The following is a 16,954-nucleotide window of genomic DNA, read 5'->3' on the forward strand; positions in this document are numbered from 1 at the left end:
ACCCCCTAGCCCTTGGCCAGGGCGAGCTTGCGGTGACGGACGAACGCGGCCTCGTAGTCGACCTTGACGTAGCCCCAGGGGAACTCGTGGGCGTGGTCGCCGAGGGCGCGGAAGTGCGGCGCGGCCTCGGCGTGGCGCCCCGCCACGGAGTGAGCTGCCGCGAAGGCGCTGTGCGCGCCGACGGCCTGCGGGTCGTCGGGGCGGGCGTCCGGGTGCAGGACGGACCGGGCGGCGGCGTCCCGCAGCCGGCTCTGCCGGGCGGGTTCGCGCAGGTACGCCTCGCGCGCCGGGTCGCCTTCCAGCTCCAGCCACTGCTCCATCTGCGCGATCGCGACCAGGGCTCCGTTGGGGCTGCCCGCGGGTGCGTTCACGGTGGCTTCCCAGGCGAAGCCGTGCGCGGCCTCCCAGCTGCCGCCCCACTTCGGGCAGAGCTTCTGGAGCAGCTGCATCTGCGCCGGGTAGTGGTGCGGGTGGTGCTCGGCGAGTCGGTCGTAGCGGCGGCGGGCCTCGCTCTGGCCCAGCTCCAGGCCGCGCGCGGTGATCACCCGGTGGTGCCAGGCGAGCCCGAAGGCGGGGTACTCGGCGCACACGTCGATCAGGAGGACCTCGGCGCGCCGCAGGTAGGCGTGGAAATCGCGGAACTGGTCCTTCGAGACGTGCTCGGCCCCGTACCCGCTGCGGATGTTCCAGCCGATCTGGACGAAGGTGTCGGCGAGCAGCGTGCGGGCCAGCGGGTCGCCGGGCCGTTGCGCCACGACCCGGCCGAGGAACTCCTCGGCCCCTTCGGTGTCGGCGACGACCCGGGAGGCCGCGGGCCGTTCCTGTTCGCGGGGCAGGGCGTCGAAGGCGGCGGCGACGGCGGACCAGTCCTGGCCCCGTACCGCGCTGCGGAGGGTGGCGAGGGCCGGTATGCGGTCGACGGGTTCGAATACGGGCCGACCGAGCGGCGGATGAGCGGACACGGCCGGATCATATGACCGGGGCATGTGACCACAACAGTGGTTTCAACGCTCCGTGATCCGGTCGTGCCTGCTCAGGGTCGTGCCGGTGGTCTCTGACGAGGGTTACGCGGCGGTCTTGCGGGCCGTGGTGAAGCCGGCGAAGGCCCCGAGCCCGAGGAAGAGGAACTCCATGAGGTCCGCAGCCTTGCTCCAGACGTCGGTCAGGCCGTCGATGCCAGGGGTGTCGAGCACGTCGGCCACGCCCACGTGCTGGAGGCGCGCGAAGGTGAGCGCGATGAAGAACAGCTGACCGGCGTACACGGCGCCGACGGAGAGCGCCCCGGCCAGGACCGGGAGAACCGGGTTCCGGCCGCCGAGCTTTCCAGCAGCGATGCCGACGAGAGCACCGACGCCGACAGCGGCGTAGCCGAACTCGCGATCGATCGCGTTCATGATCCCGCCGTACGCCGCCGCCGCGACCAGCGCCGCGACCACGGCCGCGATGACGCCGAGGGCCACGTTGCCCTTCGGCGCCGGCGGGGCCGGGTAGCCGGGGGCCGGGGTGACGGAGTCGGGCGCGGGCGGCTGGAACTGCTGGCTCATGAGAGATCCCCCCCAGGGATACGGGCGCACGGGTGCCCCAGGGGTGACCGTGGGGACGTAAGTGCGAAATAAGAACGCCGCAGGCTAACAGGTGCCGGTGACAGCCCGAGGGGGGATTTCGGCGCGCCTTCAGAGCCGGTACGCGGCCCCCACCGGACTCGCGCCCCGCGTGTCCAGCAGCAACTGGGCCTTCACCGCGAGTCCTTGCAGGTCATAGGTGCGGTGGTGCTGGAGCAGGATCGTCAGGTCGGCGTTGGCCGCGGCCTCGTACAACGATTCGGCACGCGGTACGGGCTGGTCCCGTACCCGCCATCCCGCGATGTACGGATCGTGGTAGCTGATCAGGGCGCCGAGGTCGAGGAGCCGGCTCGCGATCTCGCGGGCCGGGGAGCCCTCCTGGTCGGCCAGGTCCGGCTTGTAGGTGACCCCCAGCAGCAGCACCCGCGCCCCGCGCGCGGACTTGCCGTGCTCGTTGAGCAGGGTGGCGCTGCGCTGGATGACGTACTGCGGCATCCGGTCGTTGATCTCCTGCGCCAGGCCGACCATGCGCAGGGGGTGGCCGGGGGTGCGGGTGGTGTGCGGGAGGTAGTTGGGGTCCAGGGGGATGCCGTGGCCGCCGACGCCCGGGCCGGGCCGGAAGGCCTGGTAGCCGTACGGCTTCGTCTCGGCGCAGCGGATCACGTCCCACAGGTCCACGCCGAGGTCGTGGCAGAGGACCGCCATCTCGTTCATGAGCGCGATGTTGACGTGCCGGTAGTTGGTCTCCAGGAGCTGGACGGTCTCCGCCTCGCGCAGTCCGCGCGCGCGGACCACCTTCTCCGTGAGGCGCGCGTAGAAGGCCGCGGCGGATTCGGTGCAGGCCGGGGTCAGTCCGCCGATCACCTTGGGGGTGTTGGCGATGCCGTGCGTCCGGTTGCCGGGGTCGTGGCGGCTGGGGGAGTAGGCGAGGTGGAAGTCGCGGCCTGCGCGCAGACCCGAGCCCGCTTCGAGGACGGGGCGCAAGTATTCCTCGGTGACGCCCGGGTGGGCGGCGGATTCGAGGATGACCGTGGTGTGCGGGCGCAGCCGGGCGGCCAGGGCGCGGCCGGCCTCGCCGACGGCGGACAGGTCGAGGGCACGGTCCGCGCCGAGCCGGGTGGGCGCGCAGATCACGGCCGTGCGGACCCGGCCGAGTTCGGCGGGGTTGGTGGTGACGCGGAAGCCCGCCGCCGACATTCGGCGGATCTCCGCGGCCGTGAGGGTGGAGTCGGTGGCGGGTCCGCTGTCGTATCCGACGGTCTCGATTCCGGCGGAAACGGCGGCCTGTGCGAGCGGGAGGCCGAGGTGGCCGAGTCCGATGACGGCGAGGTCAGCGGGCATGGGGTTTGCCGTCCTTCCTCCCCTGACATGAGGGGGCTGAACGCGCAAGTCCTGTGGACAGCTGGAGCTGGCGCTATGTCAGACTAGGCGTATATATGACCGATCTGCGGCATTGTGGGGTGGTCGCCACCGCTGTGTTGTCCACAGGCGGTGGCCGATGTGGGTGTGCCACGGTCAGAATCGTGACCAAGGGGGACATGAGCGGGAACACCCGCATCAACGGGAGGCAGCCGTGAGGACAGCGACACTGGGGCCAGCGCAGCGCGCCGAGGCGCTCGCCCGGATGGCCGAGCGAGAACTCGACGTGCTCGTGGTGGGCGCGGGCGTGGTGGGAGCCGGCACCGCGCTCGACGCCGTGACCCGAGGTCTCTCCACCGGCCTGGTGGAGGCCCGCGACTGGGCCTCGGGAACCTCCAGCCGCTCCAGCAAACTGATCCACGGCGGGCTCAGGTACCTGGAGATGCTCGACTTCGCGCTCGTCCGCGAAGCCCTCAAGGAGCGCGGCCTGCTGCTGGAGCGGCTCGCGCCGCACCTGGTCAAGCCGGTCCCGTTCCTCTACCCGCTCCAGCACAAGGGCTGGGAGCGGCTGTACGCGGGCTCCGGCGTGGCCCTGTACGACGCGATGTCCATCTCCAGCGGGCACGGCCGCGGCCTGCCGGTGCACCGCCACCTCTCTCGTCGGCGCGCCCTGCGGATCGCCCCCGCGCTGCGCAAGGACGCCCTGGTCGGGGCGCTCCAGTACTACGACGCCCAGATGGACGACGCGCGCTACGTCGCCACGCTGGTGCGCACGGCCGCGGCGTACGGGGCGCACTGCGCCAACCGGGCCCGGGTCGTCGGCTTCCTGCGCGAGGGCGAACGGGTGGTCGGCGCGCGCGTCCAGGACGTCGAGGGCGGGGGCGAGTACGAGATCCGCGCGAAGCAGATCGTGAACGCGACCGGGGTGTGGACGGACGACACGCAGGCCCTGATCGGCGAGCGCGGTCAGTTCCACGTCCGGGCCTCCAAGGGCATCCACCTGGTGGTGCCGAAGGACCGGATCCACTCGGCGACGGGGCTCATCCTGCGGACCGAGAAGTCCGTCCTGTTCGTCATCCCGTGGGGACGGCACTGGATCGTGGGCACCACGGACACCGACTGGGACCTCGACAAGGCGCATCCGGCGGCGTCCAGCGCCGACATCGACTACCTGTTGGAGCACGTGAACTCGGTGCTGGCGGTGCCGCTCACCCGGGACGACGTGCAGGGCGTCTACGCGGGCCTGCGGCCGCTGCTGGCGGGGGAGTCGGACGCGACGAGCAAGCTCTCGCGCGAGCACACGGTCGCGCATCCGGTGCCGGGGCTGGTCGTGGTGGCGGGCGGCAAGTACACGACGTACCGGGTCATGGCCAAGGACGCGGTCGACGAGGCGGTGCACGGACTGGACCAGCGGGTCGCCGAGTGCGTGACGGAGGACGTCCCGCTGGTGGGGGCGGAGGGGTACCGGGCGCTGTGGAACGCGCGGGCCCGGATCGCCGCCCGGACGGGCCTCCATGTGGTCCGGGTGGAACACCTGTTGAACCGGTACGGCTCGCTGACGGAGGAACTGCTGGACCTCATCGCGGCGGATCCGGGGCTGGCGGAGCCGCTGGCGGCCGCGGACGACTACCTGAGGGCCGAGATCGTCTACGCCGCTTCGCACGAGGGTGCGCGGCACTTGGACGACGTGCTCACGCGGCGGACCCGGATCTCGATCGAGACCTTCGACCGGGGGGCGCGGTCGGCGCGGGAGTGCGCGGAGCTGATGGCGCCGGTGCTGGGGTGGGACGAGGAGCAGATCGCGAAGGAGGTGGAGCACTACGAGAAGCGGGTGCAGGCGGAGCGGGAGTCGCAGCGTCAACCGGACGACCAGACGGCGGACGCGGCCCGGTTGGGGGCTCCGGACATCGTTCCGCTCTGAGCCGACCCCGTTCCGCTCCCGCCCTTCCCCCGGCCCGGATGCACGGCCCGACCCCCGCCCCGGTCCCGGTTCCGCTTCCGGCTCCGCTCCGGGTCGTGCTCCGTACCGCGGGTCGGGCGGACGGCGTACGGTGGCCCGGGGGAACCGCGGACCCGGAACACCCGTCCGTTGCGGAGTGAGGAACAATGAGGTTTCGGCCGGGGCGGGTTACGTCGGGCCCAGCGGGATGACGGGCCGGCCGGAGAAGGCGGCACGATCGCAGAGGGGACGCATGTCGAAGCCGGAGCACAAGCGCAAGCCGGAGTCCCCTGCGGAAACCGCCGACGCGGTGGCGGAGTCAGCCGTCGGGGGAGGCCCTGACCGGGTGTCGGGGCAGGGGTCGGACCAGGTGTCGGACCAGCCTTCCGCCGCAGCCGGCGGGGGCGTTCAGGACGCCACCTCGATACCGGACGCGGACCCGGCCCCTGCCGGGGCCGACGCCGAGGCCGCTGAGGCCGCTGAGGCCGAGGACGCCGCGCCGGACGTCGACGCCGCACCGGACGTCGACGCCGAGCCGAAGGACGCGGAGCCGAAGGACGCCGAGCCGAAGGACGCGGAGCCCGCGGCCGTCGAGCCGAAGGGCGCCGGCTCCAAGGCGTCCGAGCCCGCGGCCGCCGCGTCGAAGAGCGCCGGGCCCGAGGCCGTCGCGCGTCGGGACGGCGGTGCGAAGGTCGGGCTGTTGAAGGACGCCGTGTCCCTGGACGCCGCGGCGAAGGATGCCGCTCCCGCGGTCGCGTTGTCCAAGGGTGCCGCTTCGAAGGGCGCCGGCTCCCAGGCGGCCGGACCCGAAGCCGTTGCGCCGCAGGACGCCGAGCCGCAGGACGCCGAGCTTAAGGACGCCGCGACTAAGGACGCCGAGCCGCAGGACGCCGCGCCCGAGGACGAGGTGCTGGAAGTGCCCGGGATCGTCCGCACGCGGTCCGGGTCGGCCCCTTCGGGCGCCGCGGACCCCGCGTCGCCGCGCGCCGGTCGCCAGCCGGTCGCGGCCAGTGCCCCGGTGCCGCCGACCGGAACCACCGACGAAGGGCGCCTGCTCGCCCGCCGGTACCGCCTCGGCGGAGTGCTCGGCAAGGGCGGCATGGGCACCGTGTGGCGGGCCAAGGACATCACCCTCGGCCGCACCGTCGCCGTCAAGGAACTCCGCTTCGGCCACGGCGTGGACGAGGACGAGAAGCGCCGCCTGGTCACCCGTACCCTGCGCGAGGCCAAGGCCATCGCCCGGATCCGCAGCGCCGGCGCCGTGACGGTGTACGACGTCGTCGACGAGGACGACCGCCCCTGGATCGTGATGGAGCTGATCGAGGGCCCCTCCCTCGCCGAGTTCATCCGCGAGCGCGGCCCGCTCACCCCCCGCCGCGCGGCCGAGGTCGGCCTCGCCGTGCTCGACGTGCTCAAGGCCGCGCACGGCGAAGGCATCCTGCACCGCGACGTGAAGCCGTCCAACGTGCTCATCGCCGAGAGCGGCCGCGTCGTCCTCACCGACTTCGGCATCGCCCAGGTCGAGGGCGACCCCTCCGTCACCTCCACCGGCATGCTCGTCGGCGCCCCGTCCTACATCTCGCCCGAGCGCGCCCGCGGCTACAAGCCGGGCCCGCCCGCCGACATGTGGTCGCTCGGCGGGCTGATCTACGCCTCCGTGGAGGGCACCCCGCCGTACGACAAGGGTTCCGCGCTCGCCACGCTCACCGCCGTGATGACCGAGCCCGTCGACCCGCCGAAGAACGCGGGCCCGCTCACCGAGGTCATCTACGGCCTGCTTGCCAAGGACCCGGCGCACCGGCTCGACGACGCCGGTGCCCGCGCCCTGCTGAACGCCGTCCTCGATGCCCCGGAGGAACCGCCCGCGCCGCTCATCCCGGCCGTGGAGGAGACCCGCCAGATATCGCTCGCGGAAGCCCAGCAGGCTGCCGCGGACAAGGTCGCGGAGAAGGCCGCCGAACGCGCCGCCGAGAAGGCGGAGAAGGCCGAGCAGAAGGAACGCGACCGCGCGCAGCGCGAACGCGCCCGCGCCGCGCTGAAGTCGGCGCGCAAGGCCGCCGCGCTCGCCGCGGCCGAACAGAAGGCGGCGGCGAGCGCGGCTTCGGCGGCGGAGGCCCCGGCCGCCCCCGCCCGTACGCCGCGCACGGCCCCCGTCGCCGCCCCGCTCACCGACGTCATGTCGCGCCGCACGATCGCCCTGGCGATCGCCGGCCTGATCGTCGTCCTGGCGGTCATCGGCTCGCTCATCGCCTACGCCGTCAGTGGTGACGACGACCCCGGCAAGAAGAACACGGGCAAGGGCGCCGGTGGCAGCGGTACGTCGGCCAGCCCGAAGACGGGCGCGAGCGCGAGCGGCGACGGCAAGGGGACCGGCAACGCCGGCACCACCGGCGGTACCTCGCCCAGCCCCGACGGCAGCACCGGACAGCAGACCCAGGGCCAGTCCTCGCAGGGCCAGGGCCAGGCGCAGACCCCCGGCCAGAACGCGGGCCAGCTCCCGGGACAGGGCACGGGGAACGGCGTACCGGCGGGCTACGCCCTGGTGACGAGCGAGAAGTTCCACTTCTCCATGACGATGCCGCAGGGCTTCCACCAGACCGGCGTCGCGGGCAGGAACTCCGGCGGCATCTTCAGCCGCGACGGCGGCTTCCCGCGGATCCAGGTCGACTACACCGACAGCCCCGGGGGTGACGCCCGGCTCGCCTGGGCCGAGGCGGCTCCGGGCGTGGCGAGCGACAGCAAGGACTACAAGCTGCTCGGGCTGCGCGTCGTGGAGTATCGGGGCTACCCGACCGTCGCCGACTGGGAGTTCGAGCGTACCCAGAACGGGATGAAGGTCCGCGTCCTGAACCGCGGCTTCAAGATGGACGCCACGCACGGCTACGCGATCATGCTCAGCTGCGCGTCGGACCAGTGGGACGGAGCCGAGTGCACGCAGATGCGGAACACGGCCTTCGACACCTTCCAGCCGGTCGGCTGACCCCCTGACGGAGTTCCCCGTGCCGCACTGAATGTCGCGGCGGCGTCACGGGCCTGGGAAGGCCCGGGACGCGGGCGCCCCGGGCGACGTATCGTGTCAGCGGGGCCACGGGAGCGCACACCGCGCAGACCCGGGGCGCCCGCTCACCAACGCGCTCGGGGGAGGCGACATGGAGGAGTACGCGGGCCGGATCCTGGCCGAGCGGTACCGCCTTCCGCTGCCCCCGCAGGACGCGTCCAACGAGTACGAACTGGTCGAAACCCGGGCCTTCGACACGCGCAGCGGGCAGGAAGTACTGGTCCGGCAGGTGCCGTTACCGGAGATCGTCGACGCGGAGATGCTCGACGGCCACCGCGCGCCCGCGGCCGGACGGCGGCCCGTGCACGAACTGCCGGCGGTGCGGCGCGCGATCGCCGCGGCGCAGGCGGCGGCGCGGGTGCCGGACCATCCGCGCCTCGACCAGGTCTTCGACGTCTTCGCCGAGGGCAACTCGCTGTGGATCGTGAGCGAGCTGGTGCCCGCGAGGTCGCTGGCCGCGCTGATAGCGGACGAGCCGCTGAGCCCGTACCGCGCGGCGGAGGTGGCCGCGGACGTGCTGACGGCGCTGCGGGTGCTGCACGCGCACGGTTGGACCCACCGGAACATCACCGCCCGCACGGTGCTCGTCTGCGAGGACGGGCGCGTCGTGCTGACCGGCCTGGCGGCCGGGGCGGCGGAGGAAGCCCTGTGCGGCTACGACCCCGTGCCGGCGGCCGACCCGTCGGAACTCCCGGTGGATCCGGGTGGCGCCGAGGGCGCGCGCCAGGACGCGGCATGGGCGCGGGGCGTGCCGGCGCCGCGGCAACAGCCGCCGGGGGCGGTGCGGTCCGGGCCGCCGGGGCCGACGGGGCCGACCGGGCAGCCCTACGGGGCCTCGGAGTTCGGCAGCCCCGACCTGGGCGCTCCGAGCTTCGGCGGGCGGGGCCCGGTCCCCTCCCACGAGCCGGGCGACCACTACGGCTACGACGACCCCCTCGGCGGACCCGGACCCGGACCCGGTCCTGGCGATGACGACAACCGCGGCCCCGGGCTCGGCCGTTTCGCGTCCGAGGACCCTGATCCGGAGCAGGAGCGCGAGGGCGTACCCGAGCCGGACCCGGGCCGGGGCGAGGCGCCGCCGTACGCGCCGCTGGTGGCGCCCGGCTACGACACCGCGCCGCTGTCGGGGACCCTGCCGGGGTCGCGGGGCGTGCCGACCTACACCGATCACATCACTCCCGACGCGACGGCCGGGCGCCCCGACCTCAAGGCCACCGCGCGCGCCGGGTCCGTCGCGGCCTACCGGGCCGGGGCGCAGGCCGCCGCGCGCCTGACGGAGGAACGACGCGGCGGGGCGGCCCCGGAGGAGAACCGGCCCGAGGGGTCCAACCTGCCGCAGGGGTACTCGTACCCGTACGGCGGCCCCGGTGCCACCTGGCACGGCGCCACCCCCCGCCGCACCACCACCCCGGCGGCCCTCCCCCCGGCCCCGGACCAGCGGCCCGCCCCGGACGGGGCCCGGATCCCGGACCCGGAGACGAACCCGCCCGCACCCGGCACCGGCGCCCCGGCCCCCGGACCGGCCCCGGACGCCGGGACACCGCCGTCCCCCGCCCCGGCCTGGGCCCTGGGCGCGGAGCCGACCCCGGACCCTGACCCGCGTGTCGGCGCCGGCGGCGAAGGGTTCCCGTCCCCGGAGGCGTCCTGGTCCCGGGAGCCCGGGGCGGACGCGCCCGCGGAGCCGACCTGGGCGCTGGGCCCGGAGCCCGGCGCGGACCCGACCCCGGACCCGTATCTCCGCGGCGGGGCCGAGGGGTTCCCGGACCGCTCCCCGGAGCCGGAGGTGCTGTGGTCGCCGTACGCCGGGGACGAGGTGTCCGTCGCGCCGGACGGCAGCCGTGGCGCGGGAGCCGGAGCGGCGCCGACCCCGGACCGGGACCGGTCCCCCGGCCCGGAGTTCGGCTCGCCGGAACCCCGGACCGCCGCGGACCCGGACCGCGGCTGGACCCCGATCCCGGCCCGGACCCGGACGGGCGATGACGGACCGCGGTACGCGGCTGCCGCGGATCCGGAGTACGGGCCCCCGCGGGGCCCCGGCCAGGGCGGCTCCCCAGCACCCGGGCTGCCGGGCCGGTTGGCGTTGCCGCAGGGGTTCCGCGAGGCCGAGGCGCCCGCGGCGGTGGAGCGTGCGGTGCCCGCCGCCGGCGGTTGGGCCGCGGCCGTGGCCGCGGGGCCCGTCACCGCGCTCGACGCCGAGCGCGCCCGGCTCACCCGCATGGCCGTCGTCGGGGCCGTCACCGAGCGCTGGGCGCCCGAACAGGCCGGCCCCGTCCACGACAACTGGCAGCTGGCCGCGCCCATCGGGCCCGCCACCGATCTGTGGGCCCTGGGCGCGCTCCTCTACCGGGCCGTCCAGGGGCACGCCCCTTACCCCGAGGACAGCGCCGCCGAGCTGGTCGAGATGGTGTGCGCCGAGCCGCCCGCCTTCGCGGAGGAGTGCGGTCCGCTGCGCCCGATCGTCGAGTCGCTGCTGCGCCAGGACCCGACCGAGCGGCCCGACTTCGAGGAGCTGCGCGGCTGGCTGCGCTCGCTCGTACGCTCCGCCCCCGAGCCGGACGGCGTCGGCATCGGCGGCTTCGCCTTCCCGCTGCCCGAAGCCGACCCGGCCCGGCTGCCCGTCGTGCGCCGCAAGGGCGACCTCTCGCACGGCCGCCACCGCGGCAGCCAGCACGCCACCTCCCGCCCCCGCGGCGGGCGTTCCCTCGGCCGGACCCTGCTGCTGCTCGTCCTGGTGGCGCTGGCGGGCGGGGTCGCGTACGCCATGTTCTTCCTGCCCAAGGCGACGACCGGGGACGGGGACGGCGCCCAGGCCCGGGGCGGCGGCGGGCCGACCGCCTCCGCCTCCGCACCGGGATCGGGCGGGGCCGACGCCCCCACCGGCACGCCCCAGTCCAAGCCGGCCCCGCAGAGCGGTAGTCCTTCCGCTCCACCCGCCAGCGCGCCCGCCGGCTACACAGCCGAGCAGGACCCGGAGGGCTTCCAGGTCCTCGTCCCCAGCGGTTGGGAGCGCCACGGGGTCAATGACATGAGTCAGGTCCGCTACACCAACGGCGACTTCGTGCTCATCGTGACCCCCGGCCGGGACGCCGTGGACGGCAACCCGGACCCGCTCAGCTACCAGCGCGACAAGGAGCGCGAGCTGGAGCCCTTCCGCACCTCGACCTGGGCGACCTCGACCGGGGTGAAGCAGACCAAGGTCGGTCAGCAGCTGATGGCGGAGGGCCAGTACACCTGGACCGACGGAGGCGGGCGTTCCGTCTACGTGCGCAACCGCGTCGTCGCCCTCGGCGGCCGCTATCACGTGGTGATGGTCATCGGCCCGCAGGACGCCCAGGACAAGGTGACCGAAGTCTTCGAGAAGGCCACGGGGAGTTACCGGCCGGGTTCCTGAGGCCCTGCTGACAGGTGATCAGTACGGCGATTGCGTCACAGTGCTGTCTCACCGGCCCCGCGCGGTTCCGGCAGTGCCCGCGCGCTCCGTAATCTGGCCCGTAGGCAGAGAGCGGCGGGGTTGAGTGGAACACAGGACAGGCGCGGGCGCGGTACTTGCGGGCCGGTACCGGCTCGGCGAGCCGATCGGCAGCGGCGGCATGGGCAAGGTGTGGCGCGCGCACGATGAACTCCTCAGCAGGACGGTCGCCGTCAAGGAACTGACGGCGGGTCTGTACGTCGCCGAGGCCGACCGTGCGGTGCTGCACGCCCGGACGAAGAAGGAGGCCCGGGCCGCGGCCCGGATCGCCCACCCGGCGGTCGTCACCGTCCACGACGTGTTCGAGCACGACGACCGGCCGTGGATCGTCATGGAGTACATCGACGGGCCCTCCCTCGCCGAGGCGGCCAAGGCGGCCGGGCGGATCGAGCCCCGCGAGGCGGCCCGGATCGGGCTGCACGTGCTGGGCGCGCTGCGCGCCGCGCACGCGGTCGGCGTGCTGCACCGGGACGTCAAGCCCGGCAACGTCCTGCTGGCCAAGGACGGCCGGGTACTGCTCACGGACTTCGGGATCGCGGCGATCGAGGGGGACACCTCGATCACCCGGACCGGTGAACTCGTCGGGTCCATCGACTACCTGGCCCCCGAGCGGGTCACCGGTGGGGCGCCGGACCCGGCCTCCGACCTGTGGTCGTTGGGCGCCACCCTCTACACGGCGGTGGAGGCGCGCTCGCCCTTCCGCCGCACCTCGCCCATCTCCAGCCTGCAGGCCGTGGTCAACGACGAACCGCCGGCCCTGCGCCAGGCGGGCGCCCTCGGCGCGGTCATCACGGCGCTGCTGCGCAAGGACCCGGCGCAGCGGCCGTCGGCCGCCGAGGCCGAGCGGATGCTGCTCCAGGCGATGGAGGGGCGCGAGCCGAAGTCGGCGCACGCGTACGTGCCCACGCGCGGCCTGACCCCGGAGGAGCTGGCCACCCCCGCGCCCGGCCCCGCCCCGGCCGCCGAGCCGGAGCCCGCGGCGCCCGCCGCCGCACCGGCGGGGTTCCGTACGGAGGCGCCGACCGCGCCCTCCGCGCACCCCGAAACGCGCACGACCCCGGACCCGCACCCGCACCCGCACCCGCACTCGGCGCCGCGCCCCACCGGCGGCCGGATCCGGCGCGCGGCGGTGGTGGCCGTGGTGGCGGCCCTGCTGGGCGGGGCCGGAGCCTTCGGGATCCTCAAGTACACGGAGTCGCAGGACGGTGCGGACGGCAAGGACGGCGGCTCGGGCCAGAGCGCCCAGGCCCAGTCGCAGTCCCAGTCCCCGGTACCCGTTCCCAACGGGTGGCAGCGGGTGAAGGACCCGACGGGCTTCACCCTGCTGGTGCCCGACGGCTGGACGCGCCAGATGAACGGCGACCAGATCGACTACACCCCGGACAACGGCAAGCACTTCATCCGGATCGCCGTGGACGCCTCCCCGGACTACGTCAACCCGTACACGCACCTGCTCGACCTGGAGCAGCAGGTGCGCGTACGGACGGACTACAAGCGGCAGCTGTTGAACCAGAACACCTTCCGCGGCAGCACGCGCGCGGCCCTGTGGGACTTCACCTGGACCGAGAAGGGCACGCACGCAGGTCCCCGCCGGGCCATCGAGCAGATGTACATCGCCCCGAACGAGACCGAGTACGCCGTCTACATGTCCGGGCCGGTCGAGGGCTGGGCCAAACTGCGCCAGCAGTTCGACGTCGTGCTCACCGGCTGGGAGCCGCCGGGCGCGAAGGGCTGAGCGGGGCCGGCGCGAGGGGCCGAGCGGGGCGGTCCGGTCCCCGGTGCGCCGGGCGCGGGCGCGGAGATCACGCCAATCGGAGCGATCCTGCCAGCGATCACTGGCGGAAATGACAAAATCCGGTTACCCACGGGTACCCAAAGCCCTCCCGGCGCAATACGCTCACCGCCATGACGGACTCGCAGGCCCCCGCCCCCCTCCGCGCCGCTCCGGCCCCCACCAATCCGGTGGCCCCCGCCCCGCCCGGCGCCCGGACCGCCACCGACGTCGTGACCCCGGACCTGGTGGCCCGGCTCACCCGGGGGGTGCTCGGTTCCGGCCGCACCGCCAACCACACGCCCTTCACCGGTGACCGGCTGGCGGAGCTGCCCGAGGCCACCCCCGAGGACGTCGCCGAGGCCTTCGAGCGGGCCCGCGCCGCGCAGGCCGCCTGGGCCGCCGTGCCGGTGCGCCGCCGCGCCGCCGTCCTCCTGCGCTTCCACGACCTGGTGCTCGACCGGCAGGCCGAGGTCCTCGACCTGATCCAGCTGGAGACCGGCAAGGCCCGCCTGCACGCGGCCGAGGAGGTGCAGGCCGTCGCCATCGCGGCCCGCCACTACGGCCGCCAGGCCCCCTCCTACCTGCGGCCCAAGAGCCACACCGGCGCCGTGCCGGTGCTGACCAAGGTCGTCGAGCTGCGCCAGCCGCGCGGGGTCGTGGGCCAGATCGCCCCCTGGAACTACCCGCTGGAACTCTCCGTCGGTGACGCGCTGCCCGCCTTCGTCGCCGGCAACGCCGTCGTGATGAAGCCGGACACCGAGACCGCGCTGACCGCCCTGTGGGCGCGCGACCTGCTCATCGAGGCGGGGCTGCCCGCGGCCGTCTTCCAGATCGTGCTCGGCGAGGGCCCGGTCGTCGGCCCCGAGGTGGTCCGCCACGCCGATTACGTCTCCTTCACCGGCTCCACCCGCACCGGCCGCGAGGTCGCCCAGGGGGCCGCCGCCCGCCTGGTCGGGGTCTCCCTCGAACTCGGCGGCAAGAACGCCATGCTGGTGCTGCGCGACGCCGACGTGGAGAAGGCCGCCGCGGGCGCCGTCCGCGCCTGCTTCTCCTCCGCGGGCCAGCTGTGCATCTCCATCGAGCGGCTCTACGTCCACGAGTCGATCGCCGACGCCTTCGTCGAGCGGTTCGCCGCCCGCACCAAGGCCATGCGGCTCGGCAACTCCCTCGCCTACGGAGCGGACATGGGCTCGCTGGTGGGCGAGCGCCAGTTGGAGACCGTACAGCGGCACGTCGACGAGGCCGTCGCCAAGGGCGCGACCCTGGTCGCGGGCGGTACCGCCCGACCCGACATCGGCCCGCTCTTCTACGAGCCCACCATCCTCGACGGCGTCGAGGCGCCGATGGCGGTGTGCGCCGAGGAGACCTTCGGCCCGGTCGTCTCGATCTACCGCTTCGGCGACGAGGACACGGCCATCGACCAGGCGAACGCCACCGCCTACGGGCTCAACGCCAGCGTGTGGACCAAGGACGCCCGCCGCGGCCTGGCGGTCGCCGCCCGGCTGCGCACCGGCACCGTCAACATCAACGAGGGCTACGCGCCCGCCTACGGCAGCGCGCAGGCCCCCATGGGCGGCATGAAGGACTCCGGCCTCGGGCGCCGGCACGGCTCCGAGGGCATCCTCAAGTACACCGAGGCCCAGACCGTCGCGCACCAGCGACTGCTCCCCATGGCGCCCTCACTGGGCATGGACGACGAGAAGTACGCGGCGTTCATGACCCGCAGCCTCAAGGTCATGAAGGCTCTCCGACTGCGCTAGGAGCACGGCTGTGCCGCAGGACAACGACGTGTACGACGGGCCGGGCGACCTGCCCGACGCGCAGAACGACGCGCAGGGCGGCGACGCGTACGACTACGACGTGATCGTCATCGGTTCGGGTTTCGGCGGCGCGGTCTCCGCGCTGCGGCTCACGGAGAAGGGGTACCGGGTCGGCGTCCTGGAGGCGGGGCGCCGCTTCACCCGGGAGGGCCTGCCCAGGAACAGCTGGGACCTGCGCAACTACCTGTGGGCCCCGGCCCTCGGGCTGTACGGGATCCAGCGCATCCACCTGCTCGGCAACGTGATGGTGCTCGCCGGCGCCGGAGTGGGCGGCGGCTCGCTCAACTACGCCAACACGCTGTACGTGCCGCCCACGGCCTTCTTCGAGGACCGGCAGTGGGCGGCCATCACCGACTGGTACGACGAGCTGGCGCCCTACTACGACCAGGCCAAGCGGATGTTGGGGGTCCGGCTCAACCCGACCATGACCCCCTCCGACGTGCACCTGAAGGCCGCGGCAGCCCGGATGGGCGTCGCTGACTCCTTCCACATGGCGCCCGTCGGCGTCTTCTTCGGCGACGGGTCGGACGCCGAGGGGCAGCGCGGGGTCCGACCGGGCGAGGAGGTCGCCGACCCCTACTTCGGCGGCGCGGGCCCCTCCCGCAAGGCCTGCACGGAGTGCGGCGAGTGCATGACCGGCTGCCGCCACGGGGCCAAGAACACCCTCAACGAGAACTACCTGCACCTCGCCGAGCGCGCGGGCGCCGTCATCCACCCGATGACCACGGTCACCGCCGTCTCCGAACACCCGGACGGCGGCCACCGGGTCCGTACGGTCCCCACCGACGGCCGCCGCAAGGGCAGCCGGGCGAAGGTCCTGCGCGCCCGGTACGTCGTCATCGCGGCGGGCACCTACGGCACCCAGACGCTGCTGCACGCCATGAAGGACCGCGGCGAGCTGCCCCGGCTCTCGGACCGGCTCGGCGACCTGACCCGGACCAACTCCGAGGGCCTGGTCGGCGCGCAGACCGACGACCGCCGCTACCGCCGGCGCCACGGCAAGGACGCGCGCGCCGACTTCACCCGGGGTGTGGCCATCACCTCCTCGGTGCACCCCAACGCCGACACCCACATCGAACCGGTGCGCTACGGCAAGGGCTCCAACGCGATGGGGTTCATGACCATCCTGCAGGTGCCCTACGCCCCGCACCGGGTGCGCGCCTGGTTCGCCCGTACCGCCAAGCACCCGCTGCAGTTCGCCCGTTCGCTCTCCAACCGCCGCTGGTCCGAGCGGACCATCATCGGCCTGGTCATGCAGTCGCTGGACAACTCGCTGACGACGTACCGCAAGCCCGGCGGCATCGGCAAGGGCCTGCTGACCGCCCGGCAGGGCCACGGCGCGCCCAACCCGGTCCAGATCGCGGAGGCCACGCAGGCCGCCACCCTGCTGGCCGAGGAGATCAACGGCTTCCCCGGCAGCAACATCGGCGAGTTGATGGGGACCCCGCTGACCGCGCACTTCCTCGGCGGCTGTCCCATCGGCGCCTCCCCCGAGGAGGGCGTGGTGGACCCGTACCACCGGCTCCACGGGCACCCCGGCATCTCGGTGGTGGACGGCTCGGCGGTCTCCGCGAACCTCGGCGTGAACCCGTCGCTGACGATCACCGCCCAGGCCGAGCGGGCCATGTCGTACTGGCCCAACAAGGGCGAGCGCGACCCCCGCCCCGGCCAGGGCGCGGCGTACGAGCGTCTGACGGCCGTGGAACCGGCCCGTCCGGCGGTCCCCAAGGAAGCCTTCGCGGCGCTCCGCCTGCCCTTCCTGGCGGTTCCGCCGGTCCCGCCGAAGAAGCGGAACGACTGAGTCTGCGGGCATGGGAACAGGCATGGGAACAGGCATGACAACGGGGTCTGCTCTCCCCCTCCGAGGGCAGACCCCGTACTCAAGTGACACACGACGCCTCCGGATGGTTGCGAGTGATGCCTGTCACAGGGGGAACCAGGCAACTGCCACAGACGTTCGGCAGTCTCGATGG

9 protein-coding genes are annotated in these 16,954 nt (G+C 74.0%); 6 read left to right on the top strand and 3 right to left on the bottom strand.

The genetic code is table 11. The features are described from left to right. Positions 1–5 precede the first annotated feature (5 nt). The 3 genes from ACIBEA_RS10650 to ACIBEA_RS10660 all read right to left on the bottom strand — a co-directional run bounded on the left by ACIBEA_RS10650 (position 6) and on the right by ACIBEA_RS10660 (position 2,903). Positions 6–962: a hypothetical protein gene (locus ACIBEA_RS10650; protein ID WP_399259449.1), complete on the bottom strand. Its 957-nt coding sequence runs from the start codon at positions 960–962 to the stop codon at positions 6–8. 102 nt (positions 963–1,064) lie between these two features. Then, positions 1,065–1,544: a hypothetical protein gene (locus ACIBEA_RS10655; protein WP_399259450.1), complete on the bottom strand. Its 480-nt coding sequence runs from the start codon at positions 1,542–1,544 to the stop codon at positions 1,065–1,067. A gap of 129 nt (positions 1,545–1,673) precedes the next feature. Continuing rightward, positions 1,674–2,903: a nucleotide sugar dehydrogenase gene (locus ACIBEA_RS10660; RefSeq protein WP_399259451.1), complete on the bottom strand. Its 1,230-nt coding sequence runs from the start codon at positions 2,901–2,903 to the stop codon at positions 1,674–1,676. 232 nt (positions 2,904–3,135) lie between these two features. On the opposite strand from ACIBEA_RS10660, the gene ACIBEA_RS10665 reads away from it, so the two are divergent. From ACIBEA_RS10665 to ACIBEA_RS10690, 6 genes are all read left to right on the top strand, one after another. Next, positions 3,136–4,842, top strand: coding sequence for a glycerol-3-phosphate dehydrogenase/oxidase (locus ACIBEA_RS10665; protein WP_399259452.1), 1,707 nt, complete (start codon positions 3,136–3,138; stop codon positions 4,840–4,842). Between the two features lie 271 nt (positions 4,843–5,113). Further along, on the top strand, positions 5,114–7,840 hold the full coding sequence (locus ACIBEA_RS10670; RefSeq protein WP_399259453.1) for a protein kinase: 2,727 nt from the start codon (positions 5,114–5,116) through the stop codon (positions 7,838–7,840). A 169-nt stretch (positions 7,841–8,009) separates the two neighbouring features. Beyond that, complete coding sequence (locus ACIBEA_RS10675) at positions 8,010–11,309, top strand: protein kinase (RefSeq protein ID WP_399259454.1); 3,300 nt, start codon at positions 8,010–8,012, stop codon at positions 11,307–11,309. A 124-nt stretch (positions 11,310–11,433) separates the two neighbouring features. Further along, complete coding sequence (locus ACIBEA_RS10680; RefSeq protein WP_399259455.1) at positions 11,434–13,122, top strand: serine/threonine-protein kinase; 1,689 nt, start codon at positions 11,434–11,436, stop codon at positions 13,120–13,122. Between the two features lie 170 nt (positions 13,123–13,292). Then, positions 13,293–14,921, top strand: coding sequence for a succinic semialdehyde dehydrogenase (locus ACIBEA_RS10685; protein WP_399259456.1), 1,629 nt, complete (start codon positions 13,293–13,295; stop codon positions 14,919–14,921). Between the two features lie 28 nt (positions 14,922–14,949). After that, positions 14,950–16,782, top strand: a complete 1,833-nt coding sequence (locus ACIBEA_RS10690) for a GMC oxidoreductase (RefSeq protein WP_399259543.1) — start codon at positions 14,950–14,952, stop codon at positions 16,780–16,782. Positions 16,783–16,954: the final 172 nt, after the last annotated feature.

Source organism: Streptomyces sp. NPDC051555, from assembly GCF_044454405.1.
Lineage (GTDB): Bacteria > Actinomycetota > Actinomycetes > Streptomycetales > Streptomycetaceae > Streptomyces.

Bases quoted from the DNA above. Each gene is read 5' to 3' on its own strand.
- ACIBEA_RS10655 (WP_399259450.1), bottom strand. From the start codon at position 1,544: ATGAGCCAGCAGTTCCAGCCGCCCGCGCCCGACTCCGTCACCCCGGCC.
- ACIBEA_RS10660 (WP_399259451.1), bottom strand. From the start codon at position 2,903: ATGCCCGCTGACCTCGCCGTCATCGGACTCGGCCACCTCGGCCTCCCG.
- ACIBEA_RS10670 (WP_399259453.1), top strand. From the start codon at position 5,114: ATGTCGAAGCCGGAGCACAAGCGCAAGCCGGAGTCCCCTGCGGAAACC.
- ACIBEA_RS10675 (WP_399259454.1), top strand. From the start codon at position 8,010: ATGGAGGAGTACGCGGGCCGGATCCTGGCCGAGCGGTACCGCCTTCCG.
- ACIBEA_RS10685 (WP_399259456.1), top strand. From the start codon at position 13,293: ATGACGGACTCGCAGGCCCCCGCCCCCCTCCGCGCCGCTCCGGCCCCC.